Here is a 15918-nt window from a genome sequence, read left to right as displayed (position 1 = left end):
GGCCCGGCCCTGGTCGTACGGGCCCCGGAGCCCGCGTCAACCCCGCGTCAACCCCGCGTCAGGCGTGCCAGGGCCTGCGGGGCGTCCTCGACGGAGTCGACGAGCGCGATGCGAGGCTCCATGGGGCGGTCTTCGGCGAGCGCCTGGAGCAGGGGCCACGCCGGGAGGCGCCGGGTCCAGTGGTCGCGGTCGACCAGCACCATGGGGCGGGGAGTGCCGTTGGACTCGTAGTAGTTCGGCGTGCTGTTGTCGAAGATCTCCTGGACGGTGCCCGCGGCCCCCGGCAGGAAGACGACCCCGGCGGTGCAGCGGGCGAGCAGGCCGTCCTCGCGGGTGGCGTTGGCGAAGTACTTGGCGATGTGCGCGGCGAAGGCGTTCGGCGGCTCGTGGCCGTAGAACCACGTCGGCACGCCGATGGAGGCACCGCCGCCGGGCCAGCGGTCGCGCACGTCGAAGGCGACGCGCGCCCAGTCCGTGACCGACGGGCGGAAGGAGGGGACCTTGGCCACCGCCTCCAGGGCCTGGACGAGCATCGTGTCGTCGAAGGGCGCGGCGTAGGCGCCGAGGTTGGCCGCCTCCATGGCGCCGGGTCCGCCGCCCGTGGCCACGGTCAGACCCTCGCGGGCCAGCGCCCGGCCGAGGCGGGCGGCGCCCGCGTACGCGTCGGTGCCGCGCTCCATGGCGTGACCGCCCATGACGCCCACGACGCGGGAGTCCGCGACGAGTTCGTCGAAGGCGTCGGAGACCGCGTCGTCGTGGATGCTGCGGAGCATCGACGCGTAGATGTCGCCGCTGCCCCGGGTACGCAGGAACCACTGGTAGGCGCGGGCGTCCGGCGTCGCCTCGTAACCCTCGCCGAGGCCCTCGAACAGGGCGTCCGGGCCGTAGAGCGAACCCCGGTAAGGGTCGAAGGGCAGGTCCGGGACCGGGGGGAAGACCATGGCGCCGCCGGCGCGGACGTGGGCGGCCGCCTCCGGCTCCATGGGGCAGCCCAGGAACACGGCCTCGGTCGTGTCGGCGGACAACAGGGCGGGCGTACGGGACGTCAGGTCGACCGACTGGACGCGGTGTCCGCGCAGCGAGCCCGACGCGGCGATGCGGTCGAACTCCTCGAGGGTCTCTATCTCGTGATCGTTCGGCGACAGCACGCCCGCCACCCTAGCGCCCGCGGCGGGAGCCGCCGCCGCGGGGTTCCGCACCCCGCGCACGGCGCTACGGCAGCGGCACTGTGCCCAGGTGGGCGATGAGCAGGGTCAGCGGCAGCACCGCGCCGAGGACCACGAGGGCCCGCACGGCGGCCGCGTTGCGCAGCAGGGCGGCGGGCGCGCCGAGCCGGCTGAGGGCGGCGGTGGCCGGACGGCGGGCGCGCTTGGCGTCCACGGTCGCGGTGAGGGCGGTCGCGGCCGCCGACAGGACGACCAGGACAGCGCCGAGCACGGTGAGCGGTCCTACGGGGTGCGCCGCGGCGCCGAACCGGTCGCTGCCGGCGAGGGCGGTGGCGGCCACCGCGCACAGCGCGCCCAGCGGGCGGCCGACGAGCGCCGCCTCCTCCTGGAGGGCCCGGCCCGCGAGGAGCCGCAGGGCACTCGGCCGGTACGCCGCCAGCAGCCGTCCGCACAGATGGACGAGGCCCGGCATGGCCAGCACCATGCCCGTGGCGGCCAGCAGCCAGCCGCCGACGACGGCGGGCGCGACCTGGCCGAGACCGCCCGGCAGCGGGAGCGTGCCGCCGGGTCCCGGGGCACCGGCCTTCCCGGCCGTGGAGACCTGTACGGCCAGGCCGATCGCGATGAGGGCGGCACCCCACGGCAGGCCGGGCGGTGTGCCGCCCGCGAGGGCGGCGGGTTCGCCCCCACGGGACCGGCGCGGCCGCAGCACGATCGCGGCCGAGACCGCCGCGGCCAGGGGCAGCGTGGCCGGCAGGGTCAGCGCCCCGGCGAGCGGGAGTTCGCGCTCCGCGCCCAGCGCCCCCGCGGCACCGCTGAGGTGTGGGCCGGGCAGGTCACCGCGGAGGCAGAGGAAGCCCAGGAGCGCGATCAGGACGCCCAGGCCGCAGTTCAGGGCGGAGCTCGCCGCGGCCAGCAGGGGCAGCCCGTGCCGGCCGAGTCCGGCCGCGGCCAGGCCCGCGTGCAGCCGTCCGCTCGGTTCCGTTCGGGCCACGAGCACCGACAGATGGACGGTGGCGGCGAACGGCACGGCGCACCAGAGCAGCCGGACCAGCCCGTCCGGGGCGTCCCCGGGGTGGGCAAGGGCGTGCCCGAGCACGGCGAGCAGCAGGAACCCCGTGCCCGCGGCCGCGGCGACGACCAGCAGCCGGCGCAGCAGCACCTCCGGCCGGGAGCCGAGGGCTACACGGAGGCTGAGCACGAGTCGGCGTCCTCCCGGTCCTGTTGCGGCATGGCGGCCTCGAAGCGCCCGTCGACGAGGGTGACCACCCGGTCGGCGAGCGAGACGACCTCGGGCTCGTTGGAGGCGAGCACCACGGTGATGCCGTGCGAGCGGGCGGCGCTGGTCAGCATGCGCAGCACCTGGGCGCGGTCCGCGCGGTGCAGCGGGGCGGTCGGTTCGTCGGCGAAGACCACGGAGGGCCGGTTGACCAGGGCCCGGGCGATCGCCACCCGCTGCCGCTCGGCCTGCAGCAGCCGGCCGGGACGCTTGCGGGCCGCGCCGCCGATGTCCAGCCGGTCCAGCCACTCCTGCGCGGCGGCGCGGGCCGTGCGGTACGGGACGCCGCACAGCAGGAGCGGCAGCGCGGCGTTCTCACGGACGGTCAGTTCGGGCAGCAGCTGCGGGCTGCTGTCGATCCAGCCGAAGCGCTCACGGCGCAGCCGCTCGCGGGCGGTGGCGCCGAGGGTGTGGACGGGGGAGCTGTTGAACCACACCTCGCCCTGCTCGGGGAGCAGTTCGCCGGACAGGCAGCGCAACAGGGTGGTCTTCCCCGCGCCGTGCGGTCCGAGGACGCCGAGGATCTCGCCCTCCCGTACGCCGAGGGACACGCCGAGCAGAGCGGGTGAGCGGTCGTGCGCGTGGCGCAGGCCGCGGGCCCACAGCACGTCGTTGTCGGGTGGGTTCACGTTGGCCTCTAACGAACGCGGGGAGTCCGGGTCACTGCGGCACCGTACGTGCCCCACGGCCCCCGCCCGCGGTCACCGTGGTGTGTTTCCGGCCCGCGCCCACCCGTGCGGCGTAGCGGGAGAGGGGTTCGCCGGGAAGGTCATCCGTTCACCCGCTTGTCGTGCGGCTGTGACGGGACGTGGCGGCGGTGCCTTTGGCGGTCGCCGGGCCTGCTGCCCGCGCCGCCGGCATCGCGGTCACCGGCACGACCGTCACGACGGCAAGGCGACACAACGTGCCGGTCGGGCCGGGCGCCGATATGACGTGCGCCGGAACCACCCGAACCCGCGCAAGGCCAGTCCCGCGGTGGGCGTTCGCCGGCGCCACCGGCGTCGCGCCCGTGGCGGCCGGTGGCGTGCCGCTCTGAAGTGAGCGGGGTCCGACGAACGGTCGGGGCCGCCCTCACGGCGGAGGGCGGCCCCGACCGCTGGATGCCGTACGTCGACGGGGACCGTCAGAGCTTGGTCCAGGCCTCCGTGAGGACGGTACGCAGGACGCCCTCGATCTCGTCGAACGTCGACTGGTCGGCGATCAGCGGCGGCGCGAGCTGGACGACCGGGTCGCCGCGGTCGTCGGCGCGGCAGTAGAGGCCGTTCTCGAAGAGCGCCTTGCTGAGGAAGCCGTACAGGACGCGCTCGGTCTCCTCGTCGGTGAAGGTCTCCTTGGTGACCTTGTCCTTCACCAGTTCGATCCCGTAGAAGAAACCGTTCCCGCGGACGTCGCCGACGATCGGCAGGTCGTGGAGCTTGTCCAGGGTGGCGCGGAAGGCGCCCTCGTTGTCGAGCACGTGCTGGTTGAGCTGCTCGCGCTCGAAGATGTCGAGGTTGGCCAGGGCGACCGCCGACGACACCGGGTGGCCGCCGAAGGTGTAGCCGTGCAGGAAGGTGTTGTCGCCCTTGTAGAAGGGCTCGGCGATGCGGTCGGAGATGATGCACGCGCCGATGGGGGAATAGCCCGAGGTCATGCCCTTGGCGCAGGTGATCATGTCCGGGACGTAGCCGAACTTGTCGCAGCCGAACATCGTGCCGAGCCGGCCGAAGGCGCAGATGACCTCGTCGGAGACGAGCAGCACGTCGTACCGGTCGCAGATCTCGCGGACCCGCTGGAAGTACCCGGGCGGGGGCGGGAAGCAGCCGCCGGCGTTCTGCACCGGCTCCAGGAAGACGGCCGCGACGGTGTCGGGGCCCTCGAAGAGGATCTGCTGCTCGATCTGGTCCGCGGCCCAGCGGCCGAAGGCCTCGGGGTCGTCGCCGAAGAGCGGCGCGCGGTAGATGTTGGTGTTGGGCACCTTGTGGGCGCCGGGGACCAGCGGCTCGAAGGGGGCCTTCAGGCCGGGCAGGCCGGTGATGGACAGGGCGCCCTGGGGGGTGCCGTGGTAGGCGACGGCGCGCGAGATGACCTTGTACTTGGTCGGCTTGCCGGTGAGCTTGAAGTACTGCTTGGCGAGCTTCCAGGCGGTCTCGACGGCCTCGCCGCCGCCGGTGGTGAAGAAGACCTTGTTGAGGTCGCCGGGGGCGTAGTCGGCCAGGCGGTCGGCGAGCTCGACGGCCTTGGGGTGGGCGTAGCTCCACACCGGGAAGAAGGCGAGCTCCTGGGCCTGCTTGTAGGCGGTCTCGGCGAGCTCCACGCGGCCGTGGCCGGCGTTGACCACGAACAGCCCCGCGAGGCCGTCGATGTAGCGCTTGCCCTTGTCGTCGTAGATGTACGTGCCCTCGCCGCGCACGATGGTCGGCACAGGGGCGTTCTCGTACGACGACATGCGGGTGAAGTGCATCCACAGGTGGTCGTACGCGGTCTTGGAAAGGTCCGCGCTCATGGCTATCTGGTTCCCCAGGTGTAGGTCTGCTTCCGGAGCTTGAGGTAGACGAAGCTCTCGGTGGACCGCACGCCGGGCAGCGTGCGGATCCGCTTGTTGATCGTCTCCAGGAGATGGTCGTCGTCCTCGCAGACGATCTCGATCAGCAGATCGAAGGAGCCCGCGGTCACGACGACGTACTCGACCTCCGTCATCTCCGCGAGCGCGTCGGCGACGTGTTCGATGTCGCCCTCGACGTTGATGCCGACCATCGCCTGCCTCTGGAACCCCACGGTGAGCGGGTCGGTGACGGCGACGATCTGCATGACGCCCTGATCGAGCAGCTTCTGCACGCGCTGCCGTACGGCCGCCTCGGACAGGCCCACGGCCTTGCCGATGGCGGCGTACGGACGCCTGCCGTCCTCCTGGAGCTGTTCGATGATCGCCTTGGAGACGGAATCGATCACGGAGGCACCGGTGGAGCCCCTGTGATCCGGAGTACGAGTGGCCACGCCCCCACTCTGCACGAGAGGTCAGCCGTCACGCAACCCCCGATCGATGAAATCCGTGGTTTGAGGGGTCGAAACTGACGGAATCCATTGTCTCGGAGTTTCGGCTATGCCGAATACGGCAGTGCTGCCGGTAGGCTGGTGTCCGTCTCACACATCGGACAGGAACAGGGAGAGGTGCAGTGAGCGAGCTCCGTACCTTGCGCAACCACATCAACGGAGAATTCCGCGACGCCGCCGACGGGCGCACCACCGACGTGGTGAACCCCGCCACCGGCGAGGTCTACGCGACCGCCCCGCTCTCCGCCGCCGCCGATGTCGACGCGGCCATGGCCGCCGCCGCGGCCGCCTTCCCGGCCTGGCGCGACACGACGCCCTCCGAGCGCCAGAAGGCGCTGCTGAAGATCGCCGACGCCTTCGAGGCGCGCGCGGACGAGCTCGTGGCCGTCGAGAGCGAGAACACCGGCAAGCCGATCGGTCTGACCGCCAGCGAGGAGATCCCTCCGATGGTCGACCAGATCCGCTTCTTCGCGGGTGCCGCCCGCCTGCTCGAGGGCCGCTCGGCCGGCGAGTACATGGAGGGCATGACCTCGATCGTCCGCCGCGAGCCGGTCGGCGTCTGCGCCCAGGTCGCGCCGTGGAACTACCCGATGATGATGGCCGTGTGGAAGTTCGCCCCGGCGATCGCCGCGGGCAACACGGTCGTGCTCAAGCCCTCGGACACCACCCCGGCCTCCACCGTGCTGATCGCCGAGATCATCGGCGAGATCCTGCCCAAGGGCGTCTTCAACGTCGTGTGCGGCGACCGCGAGACGGGTCGGCTGATGGTCGAGCACCCGACCCCGGCGATGGCCTCCATCACCGGCTCGGTCCGGGCCGGCATCCAGGTGGCCGGCAGCGCCGCCAAGGACGTCAAGCGGGTCCACCTCGAACTCGGCGGCAAGGCACCGGTCGTGGTCTTCCCGGACACCGACATCGCCAAGGCGGTCGAGGACATCGCCGTCGCCGGCTACTTCAACGCCGGCCAGGACTGCACCGCCGCCACCCGGGTCCTGGTCCACGAGTCGATCCACGACGAGTTCGTGGCCCAGCTCGCCAAGACCGCCGCCGAGACCAAGACCGGCGCCCCGGACGACGAGGACGTGCTGTACGGCCCGCTGAACAACGCCAACCAGCTCGCCCAGGTCACCGGCTTCATCGAGCGCCTCCCGGCGCACGCCAAGGTCGAGGCCGGCGGCCACCGGGTCGGGGAGCAGGGCTACTTCTACGCCCCGACCGTCGTCTCCGGCCTCAAGCAGGACGACGAGATCATCCAGAACGAGGTCTTCGGCCCGGTCATCACCGTCCAGTCCTTCTCCGACGAGGACCAGGCCGTCGATTGGGCGAACGGCGTCGAGTACGCCCTGGCCTCCTCGGTGTGGACCAAGGACCACGCGCGCGCGATGCGCATGTCCAAGCGCCTCGACTTCGGCTGCGTGTGGATCAACACCCACATCCCGCTGGTCGCCGAGATGCCGCACGGCGGCTTCAAGAAGTCCGGCTACGGCAAGGACCTTTCCGCCTACGGCTTCGAGGACTACACGCGCATCAAGCACGTCATGACGTCCCTGGACGGCTGACGCCGCGGGGCGCGAGCCCACGTCACGGCCCCGGTGCGACCCCGCGTCCGGGGCCGTGGCATGTGCGCGTACGCTCCGGACCATGAAGGATCGAAGATCTCTTGAACGGCGCATACGCGCCTGGCTCGTTGTCTTCGTGGTGTGCCTGGTGCTGAGCGGCGCGACCGCGTTCCCGCTCGTGCACGAGGTGCGGTGGGTGGACGGCTGGGGTCTGCCCGGGGCCGTCGGCGACTGGATCTCCCAGGTGCGGGAGGGGCTGGACGCCACCGACGCGAAGTACCCGTTCATGCTCTACGGCACGGACTGGCTCGCCTTCGCCCACCTGGTGATCGCCGTCGCCTTCTACGGCGTCTGGCGCGATCCTGTGCGCAATGTGTGGGTCGTGGAGTGGGCGATGATCGCCTGCATCGGGATCATCCCGCTCGCCGCGATCTGCATCCCGCTGCGCGGCCTGCCGCTGTGGTGGATGCCGGTCGACATGGCCTTCGGCGTCTTCGGGATCGTGCCGCTGCTGATCCTGCGTGGGATGATCAAGCGGCTGGAGCGCTTTGACACAGTGTCAGCCGTGCCGGCCGGCGTCTGACGGACCGGCGGTTGCCGCGGGCGTCCGCCGCCCGGTCTCCCTGGCGCGCACGGCTGATGCACCCGGCGTACGGCGCCGCACGGCCTCGGCGCACCCGGCGCCCTGGCGGGCCTCACCGTGATCGGTGGGGGCTGTTCTTCGCCCGCGGCATCACCGCGGAGGAACGCCCGGTGCTCGCGGCCGGGCGGGAGAAGCTCACCGGCCGCCGAACTCCGCGCGCAGCACGTCGATGCGGTTGCTCGTGACCGCGTCCACGCCGAGCCGCGCCAGCCGTCGCATCGTCCGGCGCAGATCCACCGTCCACGCGCCGACCAGCAGGCCCTCGCCGCGCGCCCACCCCATCAGGGGCGCGCTCACCAGCCCGAACCGCAGGTTGATCCAGCGCGGCCGCAGTTCCGACAGCAGCAGCGCGGGCACGGGCGCTGAGGTCTTCCAGGTCAGCGCGATCTCGGCGGCCGGGTCGCGGTCCCGGACCGCCAGCACGGCGGCCGCCTCGCCGCAGTAGTAGGTGCGGTCCCCGGCGCCCGCGTCCCGGACCGCGGACAGCACGGGACCCGCGGACTCCGGCAGGGTGAGGTCGACCAGGGCCCGGCAGCCGTCCACGGCGGCCAGCGCCTCGTGGAGGGCCGGCACGCCCGGCGGCAGCCGGTCCGCCGCGAGGTCCGCGACGGCGGACTCCACACCCCACAGCCGCTTGAGCGTGGGGTCGTGGAGCAGCACCGGCACCCCGTCGCGGGTCAGCCGTACGTCCATCTCCACCGCGTCCGCCCCCGCGCGCAGCGCGCTGCGCAGCGAGGGCAGGGTGTTCTCGCTGTGGCGGTACGGGTCGCCGCGGTGGGCGATCGCTAGCGCTGCCATCCCGCCAGGTAGGAGTCGATCTCGGCGGTGAGCTTCGCCTTGCCGGGTGCGTCGAGGAAGGAGGCCTCGACTGCGTTCCTGGCGAGCTGCGCCAGGCCGCCCTCGTCGAGCTGCAGCAGCCGCGCGGCCACCGCGTACTCGGTGTTGAGGTCGGTGCCGAACATCGGCGGGTCGTCGCTGCTGATGGTGACGAGGAGTCCCGCGGCCACCATCTCCTTGAGGGGGTGCTCGTCGAGCGTGGCGACGGCGCGGGTGGCGATGTTGGAGGTCGGGCAGACCTCCAGCGGGACGCGGTGCTCGCCCAGGTGGTCCAGCAGGCGCGGGTCCTGGGTGGCGCTGGTGCCGTGGCCGATGCGCTCGGCGCCCAGCTCGTTGATGGCGTCCCAGATCGTCTGCGGGCCGGTGGTCTCACCCGCGTGCGGCACGCTGTGCAGGCCGATCGCGCGGGCGCGCTCGAAGTACGGCTTGAACTGGGGCCGCGGCACACCGATCTCGGGTCCGCCCAGACCGAAGCTCACCAGCCCGTCGGGCTGCAGCTGGGTGGCGATGCGCGCGGTCTCCTCGGCGGAGGTCAGTCCGGCCTCGCCCGGGATGTCGAAGCACCAGCGCAGCACGATGCCGAACTCCGCCTCGGCCGCCTTGCGGGCGTCCTCGATCGCCTCCACGAAGGCCCGGTCCGGGATGCCGCGGCGCACCGAGCTGTACGGGGTCACGGTCAGCTCGGCGTAGCGGATGTTCTGCCGCACCATGTCGCGGGCGACCTCGTACGTCAGCAGGCGCACGTCCTCCGCGTCGCGGATCAGGTCGACGACGGAGAGGTAGACCTCGATGAAGTGGGCGAAGTCCCGGAAGCTGAAGTACTCGGCGAGGGCGGCGGGGTCGGTGGGCACCTTGGAATCCGGGTGCCGCGCGGCCAGCTCCGCCACGATGCGGGGTGAGGCCGAGCCGACGTGGTGCACGTGGAGCTCTGCCTTGGGGAGCCCCGCGATGAAGGCGTCGAGGGCTGACGCGGTGTCGGACATGGGGTGATCCTCCTGCGGGGTGGTCGGCAACCGACATCGTAAACGCGAAATTGCCGCCTCCCGGTGTCTTCGCAGGCCATAGCATTGCCCGACGTAGCCACCAGGAAGGCAGCGATGTCCCACGACCCCGAGAACCCGACGCCGCGCGACGCCGCGAGCGACACCCCCGCAGCGGCGGCCCCCTCGTCCTCGGCGGCCCCGGCGGACGCACGGCCCGCACCCGGCTTCGAGCTGCCCACCCCGGCGCCCGTGGCGCCGGCGGACGCCGCGGCCGATGCCCCGGCTGCCCAGGATGCGCCGTCCGCCGACGGACCGGTCGCGGACACCGAGCCCGGCGCCTCGTTTGCCGGGGACGCCGCAGTGGCTGCGGACGACGGGGGCACGAAGGTGCCGGGAGACGCGGCGCCCGCGGATGCCGTGCCTCCTGCTGACGCGCCGGCCGCGGATGCCGCGCCTGCCCAGGCGCCGGTCGCCGGCTTCGGGCCCGTTTCCGGGGCCGCCGCCGCGCCCCCCGCCGGGGTGCCCGGGCCGCGGGATCCGTGGGCGCCGCCGGTGCCGGTCGCTCCCGGGTACGGGCAGCCGGGTGTGCCGGCCGGGTACAACCCCTGGGCGCCGCCCGTCCCGCAGGCGCCGCAGGAGAACGTGACGCTGACCAAACGCCCGGTGCCCGAGGACGCGCCCGCGCCCGGGCCGGAGGATCAGCCGCGCGATCCATGGGCGCCGCCCGCCCCGGACGAGGCGGCGGCCGTGCCCCCGCAGCCGCCCCACGCCACCTTCCCCGGTCACCCCGGACCCCCCGGGCCGCCCGGTTACCCCACGTACCCGGCGTACCCCGGCTACCCCGGATACCCGCCGCAACCCGGATACCCCGCCCACCCCGGCTACGCGATGGGCCCGTACGGCGGATGGGCACCACCCGTCGCCCGCAACGGCATCGGCCTGACGGCGATGATCCTGGGCATCGTGGGCGCCGTCCTGGCCATCTCCTGCTTCGGGTCCTTCCTCGGCCTCCCGCTCGGCATCGCGGCCCTCGCCTGCGGCATCGTCGGTCTGCGGATCGCCCGGCGGGGCGAGGCGACCAACCGGCCGCAGGCGATGACCGGTCTGATCCTCGGGATCATCTCCGTCCTCCTGTCGGGCGCCATGATCGCCCTGCTGATCGGCGGGATCGACGACGGCTGGTTCGACGGACGGGGCGACGACCTCATCACCTCGCGGAACGGCGACTGGGGGGACCCGCTGGACGTCGACGGCACCGCGCTCTACGACGACGGGGTCCACGTCACGATCTCGGACGTCCACCCGGCGACCGACCTCCCGACGGGCCTGGTCGGGGAGGGCACCCCCGTCACCTTCTCCATCGAGTTGGAGAACACCGGCGACGAGACCGCCGACCTGGGCGAGAGTGAGGTCTCGGCCTACGGGGAGGACTACGAGGAGGAGAGCCTGCGCGACCTGACCACCGGTGTCGGCCTGCCCGACGAACTGGCGCCGGGGGAGAGCGCGACCAGGCAGATCACCGTCGTCGTGCCGAAGGACGACGAGGACGGCAGCTTCCAGGTCGAGGTCGCGCCCGGTTTCGACTACGACTACACCTACTGGCACCTGGACATCCCGTAACGGGTGCGCCGCGGGGCCTCAGCGCCGCACGGCGTCCAGCGCCAGCAGGGCCACGTGCAGCGAGAGGCAGGACTCGACCTGGTCCAGGTCGATGCCGAGGACGCGCTCGACGCGGTGCAGGCGGTCGTAGAAGGAGGGCCGCGACAGGTGCGCGGCGTCGGCCGCGGCCGACTTGTTGCGGCCGGCGTCCAGGTAGACGGTGAGGATCCGGACGAGGTCCGTGCCGTGCTCGGCGTCGAACGCGAGCAGCGGGCCGAGCTCGCGCTCGACGTACGTCTGCAGCCGTGCGTCGTCGCGCAGCAGGTGCAGCAGGCCGCGCAGCCGGACGTCCGGCAGCCGGTAGAAAGTGCCCGCCTTGCGGCCCCCGTGCATCGCGGCGTCCGCGACCTGCGCGGCCTCCAGCAGGGTGCGGCGGGCGTCGCGCAGCGAGCCGACCGAGGAGCCGGCCGCCATGACGAAGGCGGGACCGCCGTCGGGGGCGGGCTCGGTCAGCCGGGTGAGCGCGGCGGCGAATTCCTCCAGCGCGGTGTGCTCGTGGTCGGACGGGCCGAGGGAGACCAGCACGCCGACGCCGCCGTCGTCGAGGGTGCCGGTGAGCGCGGTCAGGCCGCGCTCGCGCACGGCCTGGCCCGCGGTCTCGGTGAAGTCCCGCAGCCGGGCCTGCGCCTCCAGGGCTGCCGAGGCCGGTCCCCCGCGCAGCCGCAGCATCACGCCGACCAGCCGCCGGCCCTCCAGCGGCACGCCCAGCGCACGGGCGCGCAACGCCACGTCGGAGACGGTCAGGGCGTGGGTGAGGATGCCGGAGAGCAGGGTCCTGTGGGTCTGCCGTTCCAGGGACTCCCGGTCGCGCTCCAGCAGCCGGTTGAGCGCGAGGGTGGCCGCCCCCCGCTCCAGCAGCACACTGTGGCGGTGCGGGCGTTCGCCCGGCTCCGGCCCCGTGCCGGGCGCGGGCTCGTCGACGATCACCAGCCTGCCCCAGTCCCGGCCGCGCGCCCCCACGGCGGTGACCAGCCAGCCGGTGCGCGGGTCGTGGCCGGTGCGGCCGGCCGGGTGGACGCCGCGGCTGCGCCGTTCCCAGCCGTCGAGCAGGGCCTCCGGGTCCTGGCCCGCCGGGTCGAAGGCGAGCACCTGGTGGGAGAGGTTCTCCAGTACGACGGGCGCGCCCGCCATCCGGGCCACCTCGCGGACGACCTCCTCGGGCTCGGCGCCCTCGACGGACAGCTCGTTGAAGATCTGATGCACCGCCTCCGACGCCCGCAGTCGCGTCAGCTGGCCGTCGACGACGCGGGCGTGCACGGCCTCGGTCACGGCGACGAAGCGCACCTCGGTACGGAGGGCCACCAGCGGCAGTCCGCGCCGTTCCGCGGCCCGGACCAGGGGGCGGGGCAGGACGTCCGCGTAGCGACGGCCCAGTTCGACGACGAGGCCGGCGGCTCCGACGTCGGCGAGGCCGTCGATGTAGCGCGCCAGCGACTCCTTGTCGTCGGGCAGCATCACGCCTGTGGTGAGGACCAGTTCGCCCCCGTGGAGCATGCCCGCGATGTCGGCCAGCTCGCTGATGTGCACCCAGCGCACCGGGCGCTGCAGACCGCCGGAGCCCGCGACCACCTGCGGCGAACCCCGCCTGAGCACGTCCAGTGCCAGGACCTCGGCGACGGTGGGGAACACGGGTGACCTCCGGGGCGGAACAGGGTGCGACGTCGTGCCACCGTAGCTCCAGGGTGTAAAGGTCCCGGCCGCACAACATGCGATGTGTCGGTTGCCCGGCGCGCCCGGCGCCCGGCATCGTCCACCGTGACGATCTGCGGTGGGCTGTCAGGTGAACACAGAATTCGTCGCGTAACCAAAAGGCAACAACGGAATCACTTGTTGGGGCGAGCCTACTCTGTCAGGATCGTCCACCAATCCCAGCTTTGGCCACGCCGCCGAGCGGAGTGCGAGGAGAAGACGATGGACCTCAGCGCGAACGGCGAGTTCGATGTGCGGGAGCGTTTCGCCGAGGGGGCCCAGTTCATCGGCGGAACCCTGCGCAGCGGCACCTCCGGCCGGCCGCACCCCGTGGTCGACCCGGCCACCGGCGAGACCGTGTACTCCTGTGAACTGGCCGGCACCGCCGACGTGGACGCCGCCGTCGCCGCGGCCGCGCGGGCGCTGCCCGGCTGGGCCGGCGCCACCCCCGGCGAGCGCTCCGACGCCATGCACCGCTTCGCCGCCGTCCTCGCCGGGCGGGCCGCCGAGTTCGCCTACGCCGAGTCGTTGCAGTGCGGCAAGCCGCTCCGGCTGACCACGGAGTTCGACGTCCCGGGCACGGTCGACAACACCGCCTTCTTCGCGGGCGCCGCCCGCCATCTGGAGGGCAGGGCGGCGGGGGAGTACTCCGGCGACCACACCTCCTACGTGCGGCGCGAGCCCGTCGGCGTCGTGGGTTCCATCGCACCGTGGAACTACCCGTTGCAGATGGCCGCCTGGAAGGTCCTACCGGCGATCGCCGCGGGCAACACCCTCGTGCTCAAGCCGGCCGAGCTGACCCCGCTGACCTCGCTGATGTTCGCGCAGGCGGCGACCGAGGCGGGTATCCCGGCGGGCGTGGTCAACATCGTCACCGGTTCGGGGAAGGAGGCGGGCGAGCACCTGGTGGGGCACCCGGACGTCGCCATGACCTCCTTCACCGGCTCCACCGCGGTCGGCAAGCGCGTCGCGGAGATCGCCACCGCCACCGTCAAGCGGCTCCATCTGGAACTCGGCGGCAAGGCGCCCTTCGTCGTCTTCGACGACGCGGACCTGGAGGCGGCCGTCCACGGTGCGGTCGCCGGAGCCCTGATCAACACGGGGCAGGACTGCACCGCCGCCACCCGCGCCTATGTGCAGCGCCCCCTCTACGACGCCTTCGTCGCCGGTGTCGCCGACCTCTTCTCCGGCATCCACGTGGGCGACCCCTTCGACGCCAAGACCGACCTCGGCCCGCTCGTCTCCCACGCCCAGCGCGACCGCGTCGCCGGTTTCGTGGAGCGCGCCCGCTCCTACGCCACGGTCGTCACCGGCGGACAGGCCCCCGCCTCGCCGGGCGCCTACTACCGGCCCACGCTGGTCACCGGCGCCGCGCAGGGCAGTGAGATCGTCCAGTCCGAGATCTTCGGGCCGGTACTGGTCGTGCTGCCGTTCGACAGCGATGATGAAGGTCTGGCCCTGGCCAACGACACGCCGTACGGTCTTGCCGCGTCCGCGTGGACGCGTGACGTCTTCCGCGCGGGCCGTGCCACCCGGGAGATCAAGGCTGGATGCGTCTGGGTGAACGACCACATCCCGATCATCAGCGAGATGCCGCACGGCGGCTTCAAGGCCTCCGGGTACGGCAAGGACATGTCGGCGTACTCCCTGGAGGAGTACACGCAGGTCAAGCACGTGATGTACGACAACACCGCGGTCGCCAGGAAGGACTGGCACCGCACCGTCTTCGGCGACCGCTGACCCCTTGGCCGCCCACCCCTCCGGGACCGTCCCCACCGGCCCGACAGTCCGTCCGTCCCACGCACCACCGCCCCTGGAGGCCGCACCGCAATGGAGATGTTCGAGGGCCTGTCCGAGCCCGTACGCAAAGCGTGGGAGCGCAGCCTGACCAACGGGAGGGCGTCCCTCAGCCGGCGCCGGGTGCTCGGCGCGGGCCTCGGCGTCGCGGGCGCCGGCGCGCTGTCCGCCTGCGGCATCCCAGCCGCCACCCACAACCAGGGCGGTGTCAGGAGCGACGACCTGTCCGACAAGGACAAGTCGCTGGTCTTCTCGAACTGGCAGCTCTACATCGACATGAGCGACGACGAGAAGCACATGCCGACCCTGGAGGCCTTCGAGAAGAAGACCGGGATCAAGGTCAAGTACAGCGACGACATCACCGACAATGTCGAGTTCTTCGCCAAGATCAAACCGCAGCTGGCAGCCGGCCAGTCCACCGGCCGTGACCTGGTCGTCCTCACCGACTGGATGGCCGCCCGGATGATCCGCCTGGGCTGGGCCCAGCCGCTGGACCCCACGTATCTGCCGCACGCCTTCACCAACCTGGAGCAACGTTTCCGCAACCCCGACTGGGACCCCGGGCGCGCCCACTCCTACCCGTGGCAGGGCATCGCCACCGTCATCGCCTACAACGAGAAGGCGACCAAGGGGAAGAAGGTCGGCAGCGTCTCCCAGCTGCTGGACGACCCCGACCTCAAGGGCCGCGTCGCGATGCTCAGCGAGATGCGCGACACCATAGGCATGACCCTGCTCGACATGGGCAAGCAGCCGGAGTCCTTCACCTCGGACGACTTCGACGCCGCCGTGGCCCGCGTCCAGAAGGCCGTGGACAGCAAGCAGATCCGCCAGTTCACCGGCAACGAGTACACCGACGGCCTCGCCTCGGGGAACATCGCCGCCTGCGTCGCCTGGGCCGGCGACCTCGTCCAGCTCCAGGCCGACAACCCCGAGATCAAGTTCGTGATCCCGCCCGCCGGCTACATCTACTCCACCGACAACATGCTGGTCCCGGCGGGCTCGAAGCACCGCAAGAACGCCGAGCGGCTCATCGACTGGTACTACCAGCCCGCGATCGCCGCCGAACTCGCGGCATGGGTCAACTACATCACGCCCTGCTCAGGCGTGTACGAGGAGCTCCTCAAGATCGACAAGGATGTGGCCAACAACCCGCTGATCATTCCCAACGCGGAGATGAAGGCGAAGGCCCACCCCTTCCGGTCGCTCTCCTCCAAGGAGGAGACCGCCTTCGAGGACAAGTTCGCCAAGCTCATCGGCGCCTGACCGGCCACCG

The 15918-nt window shown here is 72.3% G+C and carries 13 protein-coding genes; 5 read left to right on the top strand and 8 right to left on the bottom strand.

The window, feature by feature from the left end; genetic code table 11:
* Positions 1–47: 47 nt before the first annotated feature.
* The 5 genes from AC3EUJ_RS25545 to AC3EUJ_RS25525 all read right to left on the bottom strand — a co-directional run bounded on the left by AC3EUJ_RS25545 (position 48) and on the right by AC3EUJ_RS25525 (position 5436).
* The gene (locus tag AC3EUJ_RS25545; RefSeq protein WP_431965258.1) at positions 48–1157 is read right to left on the bottom strand and encodes an LOG family protein; all 1110 of its coding nucleotides are present in this window, start codon (positions 1155–1157) and stop codon (positions 48–50) included.
* A 55-nt stretch (positions 1158–1212) separates the two neighbouring features.
* Positions 1213–2367, bottom strand: a complete 1155-nt coding sequence (locus AC3EUJ_RS25540; RefSeq protein WP_431965194.1) for a hypothetical protein — start codon at positions 2365–2367, stop codon at positions 1213–1215.
* Positions 2349–3074, bottom strand: a complete 726-nt coding sequence (locus AC3EUJ_RS25535) for an ABC transporter ATP-binding protein (RefSeq protein WP_431965192.1) — start codon at positions 3072–3074, stop codon at positions 2349–2351. The genes AC3EUJ_RS25540 and AC3EUJ_RS25535 overlap by 19 nt, the downstream gene beginning before the upstream one ends.
* Positions 3075–3568: 494 nt before the next feature.
* Positions 3569–4930, bottom strand: coding sequence for an aspartate aminotransferase family protein (locus AC3EUJ_RS25530; RefSeq protein WP_431965190.1), 1362 nt, complete (start codon positions 4928–4930; stop codon positions 3569–3571).
* A gap of 2 nt (positions 4931–4932) precedes the next feature.
* Positions 4933–5436, bottom strand: a complete 504-nt coding sequence (locus AC3EUJ_RS25525; protein ID WP_431965188.1) for an Lrp/AsnC family transcriptional regulator — start codon at positions 5434–5436, stop codon at positions 4933–4935.
* Between the two features lie 164 nt (positions 5437–5600).
* Here AC3EUJ_RS25525 and AC3EUJ_RS25520 point away from each other — a divergent pair, with 164 nt between their 5' ends.
* Entirely contained in the window at positions 5601–7037 is a 1437-nt protein-coding gene (locus AC3EUJ_RS25520) for a gamma-aminobutyraldehyde dehydrogenase (RefSeq protein ID WP_431965186.1), read from the top strand.
* An 82-nt stretch (positions 7038–7119) separates the two neighbouring features.
* Positions 7120–7620 carry a hypothetical protein gene (locus AC3EUJ_RS25515; protein WP_431965184.1) on the top strand — a complete coding sequence of 167 codons (501 nt, stop codon included), beginning with the start codon at positions 7120–7122 and terminating at the stop codon, positions 7618–7620.
* 195 nt (positions 7621–7815) lie between these two features.
* Here AC3EUJ_RS25515 and AC3EUJ_RS25510 read toward each other — a convergent pair whose 3' ends face one another.
* Together AC3EUJ_RS25510 and AC3EUJ_RS25505 are read right to left on the bottom strand one after the other, a co-directional pair.
* The gene (locus tag AC3EUJ_RS25510) at positions 7816–8478 is read right to left on the bottom strand and encodes a glycerophosphodiester phosphodiesterase (RefSeq protein WP_431965182.1); all 663 of its coding nucleotides are present in this window, start codon (positions 8476–8478) and stop codon (positions 7816–7818) included.
* The gene (locus tag AC3EUJ_RS25505; RefSeq protein WP_431965180.1) at positions 8466–9500 is read right to left on the bottom strand and encodes an adenosine deaminase; all 1035 of its coding nucleotides are present in this window, start codon (positions 9498–9500) and stop codon (positions 8466–8468) included. Before AC3EUJ_RS25505 ends, AC3EUJ_RS25510 begins: the two co-directional genes overlap by 13 nt.
* A gap of 114 nt (positions 9501–9614) precedes the next feature.
* On the opposite strand from AC3EUJ_RS25505, the gene AC3EUJ_RS25500 reads away from it, so the two are divergent.
* Positions 9615–11120: a DUF4190 domain-containing protein gene (locus tag AC3EUJ_RS25500; protein WP_431965178.1), complete on the top strand. Its 1506-nt coding sequence runs from the start codon at positions 9615–9617 to the stop codon at positions 11118–11120.
* 18 nt (positions 11121–11138) lie between these two features.
* Here the strand turns inward: AC3EUJ_RS25500 and AC3EUJ_RS25495 are convergent, their stop codons facing one another.
* Positions 11139–12788, bottom strand: coding sequence for a PucR family transcriptional regulator (locus tag AC3EUJ_RS25495; protein WP_431965176.1), 1650 nt, complete (start codon positions 12786–12788; stop codon positions 11139–11141).
* Between the two features lie 282 nt (positions 12789–13070).
* Here AC3EUJ_RS25495 and AC3EUJ_RS25490 point away from each other — a divergent pair, with 282 nt between their 5' ends.
* Both AC3EUJ_RS25490 and AC3EUJ_RS25485 read left to right on the top strand, forming a co-directional pair.
* Positions 13071–14588: a gamma-aminobutyraldehyde dehydrogenase gene (locus tag AC3EUJ_RS25490; RefSeq protein ID WP_431965174.1), complete on the top strand. Its 1518-nt coding sequence runs from the start codon at positions 13071–13073 to the stop codon at positions 14586–14588.
* A gap of 90 nt (positions 14589–14678) precedes the next feature.
* Positions 14679–15908 carry a polyamine ABC transporter substrate-binding protein gene (locus AC3EUJ_RS25485; RefSeq protein ID WP_431965172.1) on the top strand — a complete coding sequence of 410 codons (1230 nt, stop codon included), beginning with the start codon at positions 14679–14681 and terminating at the stop codon, positions 15906–15908.
* The last annotated feature ends 10 nt before the right edge of the window (positions 15909–15918 follow it).

The sequence above is a fragment of the Actinacidiphila sp. bgisy160 genome, from assembly GCF_057707815.1.
This window is presented reverse-complemented; position numbering and strand designations above follow the sequence as displayed.